Source organism: Thermobacillus xylanilyticus (assembly GCF_907165215.1).
Lineage (GTDB): Bacteria > Bacillota > Bacilli > Paenibacillales > Paenibacillaceae > Thermobacillus > Thermobacillus xylanilyticus.
On sequence record NZ_CAJRAY010000091.1, the window covers coordinates 36,412 to 49,228 of the forward strand.

The 12,817-nt window shown below is 63.2% G+C and carries 13 protein-coding genes; 8 read left to right on the top strand and 5 right to left on the bottom strand.

What is annotated here, in order from left to right:
• Window positions 1-14 precede the first annotated feature (14 nt).
• Together ureG and KJQ12_RS17230 are read left to right on the top strand one after the other, a co-directional pair.
• Window positions 15-701, top strand: a complete 687-nt coding sequence (gene ureG, locus KJQ12_RS17225; protein WP_213486398.1) for an urease accessory protein UreG — start codon at window positions 15-17, stop codon at window positions 699-701.
• On the top strand, window positions 673-1,602 hold the full coding sequence (locus tag KJQ12_RS17230; protein ID WP_213486400.1) for an urease accessory protein UreD: 930 nt from the start codon (window positions 673-675) through the stop codon (window positions 1,600-1,602). Before ureG ends, KJQ12_RS17230 begins: the two co-directional genes overlap by 29 nt.
• Window positions 1,603-2,253: 651 nt before the next feature.
• Here the strand turns inward: KJQ12_RS17230 and KJQ12_RS17235 are convergent.
• Genes KJQ12_RS17235 through KJQ12_RS17245 form a run of 3 tightly spaced genes read right to left on the bottom strand, consistent with a single transcriptional unit; the run spans window position 2,254 to window position 6,590 of the window.
• On the bottom strand, window positions 2,254-3,456 hold the full coding sequence (locus KJQ12_RS17235) for a response regulator transcription factor (protein WP_213486402.1): 1,203 nt from the start codon (window positions 3,454-3,456) through the stop codon (window positions 2,254-2,256).
• A 34-nt stretch (window positions 3,457-3,490) separates the two neighbouring features.
• Window positions 3,491-4,810, bottom strand: coding sequence for an ABC transporter substrate-binding protein (locus tag KJQ12_RS17240; RefSeq protein ID WP_213486404.1), 1,320 nt, complete (start codon window positions 4,808-4,810; stop codon window positions 3,491-3,493).
• Window position 4,811: 1 nt separating this feature from the next.
• Window positions 4,812-6,590 (bottom strand): sensor histidine kinase, encoded by a 1,779-nt coding sequence (locus tag KJQ12_RS17245; protein ID WP_213486406.1) that lies wholly within the window; start codon window positions 6,588-6,590, stop codon window positions 4,812-4,814.
• 228 nt (window positions 6,591-6,818) lie between these two features.
• On the opposite strand from KJQ12_RS17245, the gene KJQ12_RS17250 reads away from it, so the two are divergent.
• Window positions 6,819-7,229, top strand: a complete 411-nt coding sequence (locus KJQ12_RS17250) for a hypothetical protein (protein WP_213486408.1) — start codon at window positions 6,819-6,821, stop codon at window positions 7,227-7,229.
• A 28-nt stretch (window positions 7,230-7,257) separates the two neighbouring features.
• On the opposite strand, the gene KJQ12_RS17255 is transcribed toward KJQ12_RS17250, so the two are convergent.
• Window positions 7,258-8,028 (bottom strand): fumarylacetoacetate hydrolase family protein, encoded by a 771-nt coding sequence (locus KJQ12_RS17255; protein ID WP_213486410.1) that lies wholly within the window; start codon window positions 8,026-8,028, stop codon window positions 7,258-7,260.
• A gap of 608 nt (window positions 8,029-8,636) precedes the next feature.
• On the opposite strand from KJQ12_RS17255, the gene KJQ12_RS17260 reads away from it, so the two are divergent.
• The 3 genes from KJQ12_RS17260 to KJQ12_RS17270 are packed head-to-tail and all read left to right on the top strand — an operon-like array spanning window position 8,637 to window position 11,186.
• Window positions 8,637-9,416 carry an ABC transporter ATP-binding protein gene (locus KJQ12_RS17260; protein WP_213486412.1) on the top strand — a complete coding sequence of 260 codons (780 nt, stop codon included), beginning with the start codon at window positions 8,637-8,639 and terminating at the stop codon, window positions 9,414-9,416.
• Window positions 9,417-9,429: 13 nt separating this feature from the next.
• Window positions 9,430-10,434, top strand: a complete 1,005-nt coding sequence (locus KJQ12_RS17265) for an ABC transporter substrate-binding protein (RefSeq protein ID WP_213486414.1) — start codon at window positions 9,430-9,432, stop codon at window positions 10,432-10,434.
• On the top strand, window positions 10,431-11,186 hold the full coding sequence (locus KJQ12_RS17270; protein ID WP_213486416.1) for an ABC transporter permease: 756 nt from the start codon (window positions 10,431-10,433) through the stop codon (window positions 11,184-11,186). Before KJQ12_RS17265 ends, KJQ12_RS17270 begins: the two co-directional genes overlap by 4 nt.
• A gap of 143 nt (window positions 11,187-11,329) precedes the next feature.
• Here the strand turns inward: KJQ12_RS17270 and KJQ12_RS17275 are convergent, their stop codons facing one another.
• Window positions 11,330-11,785 carry a winged helix-turn-helix transcriptional regulator gene (locus KJQ12_RS17275; RefSeq protein WP_213486417.1) on the bottom strand — a complete coding sequence of 152 codons (456 nt, stop codon included), beginning with the start codon at window positions 11,783-11,785 and terminating at the stop codon, window positions 11,330-11,332.
• 142 nt (window positions 11,786-11,927) lie between these two features.
• Between KJQ12_RS17275 and KJQ12_RS17280 the strand changes: the two genes are divergently transcribed.
• Window positions 11,928-12,452: a DUF4242 domain-containing protein gene (locus KJQ12_RS17280; protein ID WP_213486420.1), complete on the top strand. Its 525-nt coding sequence runs from the start codon at window positions 11,928-11,930 to the stop codon at window positions 12,450-12,452.
• 49 nt (window positions 12,453-12,501) lie between these two features.
• Window positions 12,502-12,817 (top strand): acyl-CoA dehydrogenase family protein (locus KJQ12_RS17285; protein WP_213486421.1); only part of this gene is annotated, 316 nt, incomplete at its 3' end.

The window sequence follows — 12,817 nt, forward strand, 5'->3', positions numbered from 1 at the left end:
AGGAAGGGATTTCCATGTGTCAAGGACAGGGGCATCATCACCATCATGACTGGGAGACGCCGGCCGTGCCGGCGGACCGCCCGATGCGGATCGGCATCGGCGGGCCTGTAGGTTCGGGCAAGACGGCGCTCGTCGAGCGCATTGCGAAGGCGATGCGGGACCGCTACAGCATCGCCGTCATCACGAACGATATCTATACGGCGGAAGACGCGCGCATTCTCGTGAAAACCGGCTGCCTGCCCGAGGAGCGGATCATCGGCATCGAGACGGGCGGCTGCCCGCACACGGCGATCCGGGAGGACGCCTCGATGAACTTCGAGGCGATCGAGGATCTGGAAAGCCGGTTCCCGGACCTGGATTTCATCCTGATCGAGAGCGGCGGCGACAATCTGGCGGCGGCGTTCAGTCCGGAACTGGCGGACCGGTTCATCTATATCATCGACGTGGCGCAGGGCGAAAAAATTCCCCGCAAAGGCGGTCCGGGCATCATGCGTTCCGACCTGCTCGTCATCAACAAGATCGACCTTGCCGAGCATGTCGGCGCGAGCCTCAGGGTGATGGAGGAAGATACGCGGCGTATGCGGGGCGGACGGCCCTATGTGTTCACCAATCTGCTGTACGGCGGCGAAGGGCTCCAGACGGTCGTGAACTGGCTGGAACATGAGCTGCAGCATGCCCGCGGCATCCAGCATACGCATTGACGGCGCGGCGCTCGCTGCGGGGAGGCCGCATGCGGCGGGGGCGCCGGACGCCGGGCTGCCGCCGGCGCCGGCCTCCGTGCAGGCGCGCCTCGAGGCCGCCTTCGCCGTCCGGGGCGGACGCACCGCTCTTGTCTCGAGGATGCATACCGCGCCGCTCAAAATCGCGAAGGCATTCGGCCGCCCGCACGAACTGGCCGTCATCGTCATGGACGCGTCGCCCGGCATGCTCGCCGGCGACCGTTACGAGATGGCGTGGACGGCGGAGACGGGCGCGCGCGTCTGCCTGACGAATCAGGGACACACGCGCATCCATCCGTCCGCGCCCGGCCGCGGCGCGGTGCTGACGCAGCGGTTCGCGCTGCATGAAGGCGCGTGTATTCAGTCGATGATGGAACCGCTCATGCTGTACCGGGACGCCGAGTTCGCCTCGCGCACCGAGGTCGATCTTGCGCCGGGCGCCGTCTGGCTGTCTTCCGAGATCATCTGCCCGGGCCGCACCGGGCGCGGGGAGAAGTTCGCGTTCCGCAGATACGATGCGGCGCTGTCCGTCCGATACGGCGGGGAGCTGATCTTCCGCAGCCGGCAGCTCGTCGAGCCGGCGAAGCAGCGGATCGCCGCGCCGGGCGCCTGGGAAGACTGCACGCATGTCGGGTTGCTGTACTGCTTCTCCGACCGTCTGGACGGCGGCCATCTGGATGCGGTGCGCGAGGCGGTCGAACGCGCGGCCGGGGCCATGCCCGGCGAGTGCATCGCCGGCGCCTCCCGCACCTGGCGGCACGGCATCGTCGTCATGGCCGCCGGAGGCGCGGCGTGGCGGCTGCAGCGGGTGCTGGAGGCGTCGTGGCGCGCGCTGCGGCGCACGCTCCTCGGTCTGCCCGAGGCGGTGTGGCGGGATAATTGAAACGGGCTTCCGCTTGAGGGACAATCTTCAAGCGGAGGCCCGTTTGTGCGGAGGCAATGCGCGGAGCGCCTCCATTCTGGTGCAGAAATGCACCAGATGCGGGAGGGCAGGCATGGAGTGCCTTCATCTGGTGCAGAAATGCACCAGATGCGGGAGGGTTGGCGCGAAATACCCCATTCTGGTGCAGAAATGCACCAGATGCTGGAGGGCATGCGCGGAGCTCCCCCATTCTGGTGCAGAAATGCACCAGATGCGGAGGGCAGGCGCGGAGCGCCTCCATTCTGGTGCAGAAATGCACCAGATGCGGAGGGCAGGCGCGGAGCGCCTCCATTCTGGTGCAGAAATGCACCAGATGCGGGAGGGCAGGCATGGAGTACCCCCATTCTGGTGCAGAAATGCACCAGATGCGGGAGGGTTGGCGCGAAATCCCCCTATTCTGGTGCAGAAATGCACCAGATGCGGGAGGGCATGCGCGGAGTGCCCCCATTCTGGTGCAGAAATGCACCAGATGTGGGAGAGCATGCATGGAGTGCACCCATTCTGGTGCAGAAATGCACCAGATCCGTAGGGACGGCACGTGGACCTCCGTCTGCGAACCCGTGCGCCGCAACCGACCACCCCGGTTACAAGGAGCGGATGTGTGAACAGGCGTCAGGCCTGCGCATATTTTTCTCTGTACTCGTAAGGGCTCATGTTCTCGTGGTTTTTGAACACCCGGCTGAAATGCGCGGAATCGGCGTAGCCGACCCGGCTGCCGACCTCGTAAATTTTCAGCTTCGTCGTGCGGAGCAGCTCCTTCGCCTTCTCCATCCGGATGCGGAGCAGCGCCTGCGTGAATGTGGTGCCCGTCTCGTTCTTGAACAGGGTGCTGAGGTAGTTCGGATTGAGATACAATCGTTCGGCGAGGCCGGACAGCGTAATGTCCTGATCGTATTCCGTCTCCAGAATGTGAATCGTCTGGCGGATCAGATGGTGCATCTCGCCGCGCGGCTCAAGCATGCCGTCCGTTCCTTGTTCCGTCCCGTCGCCCGCGATCGGCACGGCCGGACGGTCGATGCCGAGCTGCTTCAGGCTGCGCCAGTAGAGGCCGCTCACTTCCGACAGCTGTTTCGCCACGCCGCCGATCCCGGCCCGGATCGTCCGCCTTAAGGTGGCGCGGACCGCGTCCGCGCAGCGCGAGGCGATGTCCTCCGGCGAAGCGTGGCCGTCCTTCAGGAACAGGACGCAGGTCAGATGGCTGCCTTCGACGAACACGAGAGGAACGCCGAAGCCGCTCAGCACATCGCCCAGCACGTTCTTGACGGCGAAGCGGATCGTGCCGCCTTCTTCCGCGTCCTCGATGACGAAGCTGAGGACGCCGACGGCGTCGTATTCCGGGAACATCCACTCGTCGTAGTAGGGGAGGGGCAGTTCGTAGAGCAGATCCTGCACCCTTTTCTCCAGCAGGGCCATTTCCCGCAGCCGGCTGATCCGCTCCGCTTCCTTGCGTCCCCGTACCGTATCGGCGGCCTTGGCGATCGCTTCGCGAAGCGCCTGCACGGATACCGGCTTGAGCAAATATTCGGAGACGTTCGAGCGGATCGCCGCCCGGGCGTACTCGAATTCCGCGTAGCCGGTGAGCATGAAAATGATAATGTCGGGATAACGTTCGCGGATGCGGGACGCCAGCTCCACTCCGTCCATGCCGGGCATCCGGATGTCGGTGATGACCAGGTCGAACGATTCGTCCAGCATGCGCAGCGCCTCTTCGCCTTCTTCCGCTTCTTCCACTTCGTAACTGTCGTCGAATCGGCGCACCGTGTCCGCCATCATCTGACGGACGCCGGATTCGTCATCCACGATCAGAATCCGCATCGGTCAATCCTCCTTCTGTCGTCGTGCCGGCGGCTTATCGCGCCGCAAGTTCCGTGCGGATCTGCCGCATGGCGTCTTCCCACGCCCGGTCGCCGCTCAGCAGTCCGTTCTCGACTTTCTGCAGCGCCGATTCCATGATCTCCTCGACCAGCGGCTGTTGGGCGCCCGCGTAGACCGGCCGGACCGCAAGCGCAGCCTCGCTCAGCAGCTGGCCTACCGGAGCGCCCATGAAAAACCCGTCCCGTTTATTCCTAATATCGGTATAGTCGTACAAAGTTGTGAGCGACGGAAAAATATTTTGCTCCCGGAAAAGTTCGAGCTGCCGCTGTTCATCGGTCAGCCAGCGGATCAGTTCCCAGGCCTTGTCCGGATGGCGGCTCTCCCGCGGAACGGCGAAGAACCATCCGCCCCAGTTCGCCGCTCCGCCGGGCAGCCGCGTCATGTTCCATTGGCGGACCGCGCCGGGAGAGTTCTCCGTCACGTAGCTGAGCATCCAGGCGGGTGCGAGCAGCGTCGCGAAATGTCCCTGCTCCATGCCGACGGCCCACTCGGTCGAGCCCGTCTGCAGGCCGGCGGACAGGCCGTTCACCTTCGCGGCGACGGCGTAGCCCCAGGCTTCGCGCACCGCCGGGTTGGTGTCGCCGATGAAGGCGCCGGTCTCGGGGTCGAAGTACTGCACCTCGGCCTGGCCGAGGATGGCGCGGTAGAGCGTGCCGATGTTGTCGATCATCGGTTTGCCCGTCCGGTTGCGGAGTGAGATGCCGCTCTTCAGGAACGAATCCCAGTCCGGCAGCGATTCGGCCAGTTCGCCCCGGTCCAGCGGCAACCCGGCCTGCCCGTACAGGCTGACGCGGAACAGCATCGTCATCGGCCCGATGGACGCGGGCAGGGCGTAGATGAACGAGCCGTCCGGGCTGGCCGCCTGCTGCCAGTTCCACGCCAGATACCGCCCGTCGAGCGGTTCGGACGCGAGCTCCCGCAGATTGTAGAAGTAGGACGGGAACCGTTTGAAGCGCTCCATGTAGCTGAGGTCGATCATGACGACATCCGGCGCGCCGTAGCCGGCTGCAAACGCGGTCTGGAGATTGGCGTGCAGATCCTGGGAGTCGAACCGGACGACCTCGACCTGCACGTCGTCATGCTCCTCGTTATACTGTGAAATGAACGGCTCGTAGCCGGAACCGGGCCACAGCCAGATGACGAGCGAGTCCGGCCCCTGGTCCGCGCTGCGGGCGCCGTGGCTGACGATCATGCCGCCCTCCGCGCATGAGGCGAGGACGAGCAGCGCGGCCAGCGCGAGAAGCGGCCATGTCCGGCGCGGTCCGCCGCGTCTGGGTTGTCCATGCGGTGTCATCTCACGGCACCTCCTTGCCGCTGCCGGCGTCCGGATCGATCGGAATGCGGATCGTCACGCGCAGGCCGCCCCATTCGTTGCCGGACAAGGTGATCCCGTAGCTGCGGCCATAGATGTATTGGATTCTCTCCTGCAGATTCGGCAGACCGATGCCGGTGTGCAGCGGCTTGTTCCGCTGCGGCGCGTCTTCGGACAGAATCTCCTTCATCTCGCGTTCGCTCATGCCGATGCCGTTGTCGTCCACGGTCAGCACCATGTCCCGCCCGTCGCGCTGAATGCGGATGCGGATTTTCCATTGATCCCGCTTGACGCCTTCCAGCCCGTGGGTCATCGCGTTCTCGACGATCGGCTGCAGGAGCAGCTTCATGCACCGGCAATCGAGCAGTTCCTCGTCGATGTCCAGCTCGACATCGAGCCGCTCGCCGTAGCGGTATTTCTGCAGGGTGATGTACCGTCTGAGCTGGGCGACGTCCTCGCGGACCGTCGTCATCTCCGAGCCCGGCTGTATGCTGTAGCGCAAGAGCTCGCTGAGCAGCTGCACCATCTCGGCGGCCGCCGCGGCGTCGCGCTTGCCTTCCAGCGTCCAGTAGATCGTGTTCAGCGTATTGTACAGGAAGTGCGGGCGGAACTGGGCGCGCAGCGCGACGAACTGCGCCTGCCGCTCGCTGACCTGCTTGTCCGTCAGATCGCGGATCGTCTGCTGCAGCCGCGCGAGCATGCGGTTGAAGCTGTCGTACAGCCCCGACACTTCCGCATTCCAGAGCTGGCGCTTCACCGGCAGCAGATGGCCTTCGTCGATCCGCTCGATCCGTTTCGCCAGGAAGCGGATCGGTCTGACGAGCGTCCAGGAATAGAAGGTGATGAACAGAATGCCGACGGACAGGCCGATGAAGCTGATCCAGAGGATGGTGCGCTGCAGGCGCGACACGCCCTCGTACACTTCGCTGCGGTCGATGTAGGCCAGCACCGTCCAGCCGCTGTATTCGGAATACGCATAGGAGATGTAGGCGGGCCCGTCTTCCGTGTTCAGCGTAATCATGTCGCTCGGCACTTTGCGCACCTGCTCCAGCAGCACGCTCGGCGCAGGCGTGCCCACGTCGTCCCATACGGTCGAATAGACGACGCGGCCGAACGAGTCGACGACCTGGACTTTGCCGTTCTTGCCGAGATTCATCTGGCCGATCGTCTTCTCCAGCGTGATCGCGGGATAGGCGAACACGATCATGCCGATGTTCTCGAGCGTCTCGATATTGTTGAGGCTCCGCGCACCGATCACGGCCGGCTGGGCGCCGCCCACCCAGACGAGTCCGGAGAACCAGAGCATGCGTCCCTTGTATTGCTCCATTTCGTCGTACCAGGGCTGTTTCTGCACGGTTTCCAGCGACCGCCAGAGGAAGTCCATCGAAGCGTTGGCCAGGTAGCTGGATCCGTAGCGGTCAAGGATCATGATATTCGATTCGTGTCCGCTCGTCCGGTTGCTCGCGTTCATGACGCGGATCAGCTCTTCGTTGTAGCTCCCCGGATTCGTGCGGGCGGACAAATGTTTCTGCACGACCTCGTTGAACGCCAGCACCTGCGTCATTTTGTCATATTCGATCAGATTGGCGTCCAGCTTGCCGCTCAGATGGGTGATGGAGTCCAGCAGCAGCCTGGCGGTCTGATTCAACGACGAGCGCGACGTCTGCACGTAGGTCACCGTTGCCGTCGCCGACATGACGAAGAGCAGAATCGCCGTGAAACCGATCGTGAGCTGCGCCAGAATGGACGGTTTGCGTTTCAATGCCATTCTCCCTTTCGGCTGCGGAAAGCCTGATGACAGGCGGGCCGGAGAATGCTTGCGGCTGTTGCATCACTTCCATTATAGTGAACCTGTATAAGGCTGCCAGACCATGGCGATTCGAAATCTTGGAGATTTTTCAGTTTTTTTGACGACATTTAAGGTTTTCAGCACCATCGTTGCCCGAATCTGCCCGGGATATTCGAGCGGCTCACGGAAGGAATGAACACCATGCGACAGGATTCCTGGATTTCGGTTGATGTCAAACAAGTCGAACACCTGGAGCTTCCCGAAGGCTTCCTGCCGCTGCTTGTCGGCACGGTGCTCCGATTCTACGGCGAACGTCTCTGCTTCGGGGGCTATCCGGCCGACCGGCCGTTCTTCCTGGCGGCCTATTTCCTGCCGACGGCGACGATCTATACGTCCTTGCTGGTCGATCCGGAGCAGCTTCTCGGGGATATGCACGATGACGCGATCGAATACGGCCGGGATGAGCCGATGGTGGCGGACAGCGGCTTCGTGCTCAGCGCGACGGTGACGAACGAGCTGGTCGCGGAGCCGGGGCTGATCGGCTGCCGGACGGTGGTCGTGCTCGACTCCCACTTCGAGGGCGCGCAGGTGCTGAAGGGCGTCAGGCCGTAAGCCACGCCGCGCCCGGGGCGGTGTCCGGTCACGCCGGCGCCGCGACCGGATTCGTCAGCTCGCCGAGCCCGTCGACCGCGCAGGTAACGACATCGCCCGCGCCGACCCAGTCGGCGCCCGCCGGCGTGCCGGTCAGGATGACGTCGCCGGGCATGAGGGTCATGAAGCCGCTGATGCAGGCGATCAGCCGGTCGATCGGCATGATGATGTCCGCCATCGCGCCGTCCTGCTTCGGCACGCCGTTCACCGAGGCGCGGATGCGCGCCGAGCGCCAGTCGAACGCCGTGTCGATGACCGGCCCGAGCGGACAGAACGTGTCGCACGCCTTGCCAATCGTCCAATGCCCCTCGGGGTGGAACAGGTCCAGCGCGCTGACATCGTTCGCGACGGTGCAGCCGAAGATGACGCCGTCCGCATCCTCCGGACGAATCCGGCGTGCGGTCCGCCCGATGACGACCGCCACCTCGGACTCGAACTTCACCCGATTCGCCCCGTTCGGCAGCATGATCGGATCGCCGGGACCGATCACGGTGCCGAGCGGTTTGAAGAACAGGATCGGCATGTCGGGTTCGGGCGGTTTCGGCTCGCCCGGCGCGGTGAAGTTTTTGCCGATGCCGATGATATGGCGCGGCATGACCGGCGCGAGCAGGCGGACGTCCGCAAGCCCGAACCGGCGGCCGGTGAACGCGGGCGGGTCGAACAGTCCGCCGGACAGTTCCCTGAGCAGGCCTTCTTCCAGGACGCCGAAGCGGGCGGGGGACGCCGGCTCCGCCAATGGCACGAATCGCGCGATTTTCATGGTCTGCACCTCTCCTCTCTGACGCTTCGAGATCCTTGTGTTTTTTTACGAATGACCCATTAACATACAGGACCGTTAGTTTCGCCTCATATCTCCGCGTTACAACCGCTTCTGTAGCGTGGTATCCGCGTTACAGCCGCTCCTTCTCGGCTCCGCGCGCTTCTGTAGCGTGGTATCCACGTTACAGCCGCTCCTTCTCGGCTCTGCGCGCTTCTGTAACGTGGTATCCGCGTTACAGCCGCTCCTTCTCGGCTCTGCGCGCTTCTGTAGCGTGGTATCCACGTTACAGCCGCTCCTGCCCGGCTCCGCGCGCCTCATCAATTGGTCAGACGTTTTCTTCCGATCAAAAAATCATTCCGCCGTTTCGCCAACCTTCATCTTGAGCACGATTCCGCCGCTCCGTCTCTCCTGTGAACGCTTTCGCCCATGTCTCTACTCTACCAGAACGCGCGCCCGCAACCAAATTCGAAAGAGCGCCGTCCGCAAATTTTTGATTGTAAAAATTAATCAAGTATATTAAAATAACCTTTAAGCCTACTAATTATATTGGATTAATGAAATTTAAGTGCTGACAAGACGACTTGAAGCACGCACAAGGGAGGAAGGATGTGGACCCGATATTTCAGGTCGAACGCGTCGGCAAAAGCTACAAGAACGCAAAAGTGTCCGAGAAAGTGCTGCATGACGTGACGTTCGGGGTGGAGCGGGGCGAAATCGTCGCGATTCTCGGGCCGAGCGGCTGCGGGAAGAGCACGCTGCTCAATCTGCTCGGCGGGTTCGAGCGGCCGGACGAAGGAACCGTGCTGTTCGAGGGCAAGCCGGTCGACGGTCCGTCGCGCAACTGTGTCATGATTTTTCAACAATATGGGCTGCTGCCGTGGCGCACCGTCCGCAAAAATGTGGAGATCGGGCTCGAGCGGACCGGCCTGACCGCCGGCGAGCGCAGGCGGAGGGCGGAGGAATATATCGAGCGGGTCGGACTGTCCGACCGGATCGACCATTTCCCGCACCAGCTCTCGGGCGGCATGCAGCAGCGCGTCGCGCTGGCGCGCGCGCTCGCCGTAAGGCCCAAAGTGCTCCTGATGGACGAGCCGTTCGGCGCGCTGGACACGTTCAACCGCTACGCGCTGCAGAACGAGCTGCTGCGCCTGCAGGAAAGCGAGAAGCAAACCGTCGTGCTGGTCACGCACGACATCGACGAGGCCGTGTTTCTCGCGGACCGGATTCTCGTCATGGTCTCCGGGCCCGGCCGCATCCGCCGGGAGATCCGCATTCCGGATTACAAGCCGCGCGACCGGGGCAGTCCGCAATTCCAGCATTACCGCAAGGTCATTTACGATCTGTTCCATCTGTCGGGACAGGAAATCCAGACGGAGTTTGCCATCTAGGAGGGGTTACGCGATGCCGCAACGTCCGCTTTTTCGGACTTTGGCCATTTTCATATTGATGCTGTCCACGATTACCGCCTGCAGCGGCGCGAAAGAGAACCGCCCGTCGTCGGCCGGCGCGGCCGGAACCGGCGGATCGGGCGAAAAGCCCGTCATCAAGATCGGCTATCTGCCGATTACGCATGCCGCGCCGCTCTATATCGCGGACGCGTTCGAAGAGGAAAGCGACTGGCCGTTTACGCTCGAACTGATCAAGTTCGGCTCTTGGCCGGATCTGATGCACGCGCTGAACACGGGCAACATCGACGGCGCATCCGTGCTGATCGAGCTCGCGATGAAGGCGAAGGAGCAGGGGATCGGGCTGAAAGCCGTGGCGCTGGGCCACAAGGACGGCAATGTGCTCGTCGTCGCGAACGACATCGGAAAGACCGAGGACCTGAAGGGCAAGCCGTTCGCGATTCCGAGCCGGTTCTCGACGCACAACATTCTGCTGTACCAGATGCTCAAGAACGCCGGCATGGCCTATTCGGATGTGCAGGCGGTGGAGCTGGCGCCGGCGGAAATGCCCGCGGCGCTGTCCGAGGGAAGAATCGCGGGATACGTCGTCGCCGAGCCGTTCGGCGCCATCTCAGTCGTCGCCGGCAAGGGCAAGGTGCTCTACCAGTCGGGGGAGATTTGGGAAAACTCGGTGGATTGCGGTCTCGTGCTGCGGGACGCCTTCATCGGGAAGGACCGGGAGCTGGCGCAGGCATTCGTAAACGCGTATCTGGAAGCCGGGCGGAAGGCCGAGCACAAGAGCGAGGACGAACGCGCGGTGCTGAAAAAATACATGAACGTCGACGACAAGGTGCTGGAGTTGTCGCTGCAATGGATCGCCTACGACGAACTGCGGCTGGACGAGGAGTCCTACGAGCGGCTGCGCGTCTATCTCAGGGAGATGGGGCTGTCCGAGAATCCGCCGACGTTCGGAGATTTCGTCGACAATTCGTTCATTGACGCGGCGGCGGGAGCGTCATGAAGCGGGCGGGATACGTCGCGCTGGGCGTTCTGCTCTTGATCGCCGTCTGGCAGACCGTATTCGTCATCGGCGGCTACGACGCGTCGCTGTTCCCGCCGCCGGGCAGCGTCGCCCGGGGCATCGCCGAGCTCGTCACGGACGGCACGCTCGCCGGGCATATGCGCATCAGCCTCTTCCGGTTCGCCGCGGGATACGTGACCGCGTCCGCCGCGGCGGTCGGCCTCGGGCTGCTGCTGGGGCAGCTTCCGCGCGTATGGAAGACGATCGATCCGATCGTGCAGGTGATCCGTCCCGTATCCCCGATCGCCTGGTCGCCGTTCATCGTGCTCTGGTTCGGGATCGGCAACACGCCCGCGATCGTCATCATTTTTCTCGCGGCGTTCTTCCCGGTTCTGCTGTCGACCGTGTCCGGCATGCGCAAGGTCGATCCGATCCATGTGAAGCTGGCGCGCAATCTCGAGATGAAGCGCTCGGCGTTCGTCACCCGGATCGTGCTGCCGTCCGCGTTCCCGACGATCGCGAACGGGCTGCACATCGCGATCGGCACGTCGTGGATTTTCCTCGTGTCCGGCGAGATGGTCGGCGCGCAGTCCGGACTCGGCTACCTGATCGTGGACAGCCGCAACACGCTCCGGCTCGACCTCGTCATGTCCGGCATCGTCTGCATCGGCCTGTTCGGCCTGCTGCTGGACCGGCTCGTCGGTCTGTTCGAGTCCTGGGTCGGCCGGCATTGGGGCGCGTCCGGCCGTTAGGCGCATGTCGACCGTCAGAATCGCGTCCGGATGTCAGGCTCGCGTCCGGCCTTCAGACCCGCGTCCGGCAGACAGGCTCGCGACCGGCCTTCAGATCCGCGTCCGGCTGACAGGCTCGCGTCCTTCAGGCTCGCATCCGGCCGTCAGGCTTCGGAAGCTTCCGCGAGATCGGCCTCTTCGATCGGCACCGCCGCAACGTCTCCGACGTTCGTGCCGCAATGCTCGCAGTAGTAGGCGATTTGCACCTCATGGCCGCATTCGGCGTGCACGAGCTTTTTGTAGCAGCGCTTCAGATGGTGCCGGCCCCACAGGATGAGGGCGTTGAAGACGGGCTCGAGCGCCTTGCCGCTCTCCGTCAGCGTGTAATGGTAGCGGGGCGGATGCGCGGAATACAGCTCCGCGGCGAGCAGCCCGGCCTCTTCGAGGCAGCGGAGCCGTTCGGACAAGAGCCGCGAGGACAGCCCCTGAAGGTTGCGCTTGATCTGGTTGAAAGAGTGGCTGCCGGCGAAAATTTCGTGCAGGATGAGCAGCGTCCAGCGGTCTCCGATCAGATTCAGTGTCTGGGCGATATTGCAAGGCAAATTGTATCGTTCGTTCATACGGGGGCCCCTTTCAAAACCGGTATCTCCCTATCAGTATAACACAAACTTTATTAGGTTGTAATAATATACTTGATGTAATATAATAACCTCTGGCGGCTTTTGCATAAAGCTGCACATTCCATGCACAGGAGTGATCGTCATGACCTTGTTTCTGGTCGAATCGGTGCTCGGGGCGGTCGATCGGACGAAATTCCAGGCGGTCGTCAGCGAATTGCAATCGGCGGCGGAGGCGCGCGGCGTGCGCTTGATCGAAGTGCAGGCCGCGGCGGATCATACGCGGGCGTTCTTCATTCTGGAAGGCGAGAGCCGGACGGAGGTGGCCGAAGCGTTCCGCGGGGCGAACGTGCCGATCGCGCTCATCAAGCCGGTCCGGCTGATCGGCAAGGACGTCCGCAGCGACGTGGACGCCCGGGACGTGAACTATCTGGTCGAGTGGAACATACCGGAAGGATTGACGATGGAGCAGTATCTCGAACGGAAGAAGACGAACAGCGTGTATTACTCCGAAGTTCCCGAGGTTGAATTTTCCCGGACGTATGTGTGCGAGGATATGACGAAATGTCTCTGTTTCTACAAAGCACCCGATGAGTCGGCGGTGAAGCGGGCGAGGGAAGCGGTGCGGACGCCGATAGACTCCATTACGAAGCTGTCCGCCGACGCGTAAGCGACCCGCGCGCCACCAGCCGGCTCACCGGCGATGGGGGAGTTGTGACATGATCGGGCAAGATCGTCTCAGCCGGATCGACGGGATTGCGGACCGGCATCTGAAGCCGCACGTGAAGCGAATTGACGAGGAAGCTTTCTATCCCGGCGATTATTTGCGGGAACTGGGCCGACAAGGCCTGCTGCCGGAACCCGGCCTGGACGAGCGGGACGCCGTCCGGGCGGGCGTGCCCGTCGTGCGGGCAACGGCGCGGCGCTGCGTGACGACCGGCTTCGTCCTCTGGTGCCATCTGGCGGCCATGACCTATGTCCGCAGCGGCGGGAGCGACGGGCTCCGCCGATCGGTGCTGCCGCGGCTCGCGGACA

What these genes read in the sequence shown, in the direction of transcription:
- KJQ12_RS17270 (WP_213486416.1), top strand. Translation starts at nt 10,431, where the DNA reads ATGAAGCGGGCGGGATACGTCGCGCTGGGCGTTCTGCTCTTGATCGCC.
- KJQ12_RS17255 (WP_213486410.1), bottom strand. Translation starts at nt 8,028, where the DNA reads ATGAAAATCGCGCGATTCGTGCCATTGGCGGAGCCGGCGTCCCCCGCC.
- KJQ12_RS17265 (WP_213486414.1), top strand. Translation starts at nt 9,430, where the DNA reads ATGCCGCAACGTCCGCTTTTTCGGACTTTGGCCATTTTCATATTGATG.
- KJQ12_RS17235 (WP_213486402.1), bottom strand. Translation starts at nt 3,456, where the DNA reads ATGCGGATTCTGATCGTGGATGACGAATCCGGCGTCCGTCAGATGATG.
- KJQ12_RS17230 (WP_213486400.1), top strand. Translation starts at nt 673, where the DNA reads ATGCCCGCGGCATCCAGCATACGCATTGACGGCGCGGCGCTCGCTGCG.
- KJQ12_RS17250 (WP_213486408.1), top strand. Translation starts at nt 6,819, where the DNA reads ATGCGACAGGATTCCTGGATTTCGGTTGATGTCAAACAAGTCGAACAC.
- KJQ12_RS17280 (WP_213486420.1), top strand. Translation starts at nt 11,928, where the DNA reads ATGACCTTGTTTCTGGTCGAATCGGTGCTCGGGGCGGTCGATCGGACG.
- ureG (WP_213486398.1), top strand. Translation starts at nt 15, where the DNA reads ATGTGTCAAGGACAGGGGCATCATCACCATCATGACTGGGAGACGCCG.
- KJQ12_RS17240 (WP_213486404.1), bottom strand. Translation starts at nt 4,810, where the DNA reads ATGACACCGCATGGACAACCCAGACGCGGCGGACCGCGCCGGACATGG.
- KJQ12_RS17275 (WP_213486417.1), bottom strand. Translation starts at nt 11,785, where the DNA reads ATGAACGAACGATACAATTTGCCTTGCAATATCGCCCAGACACTGAAT.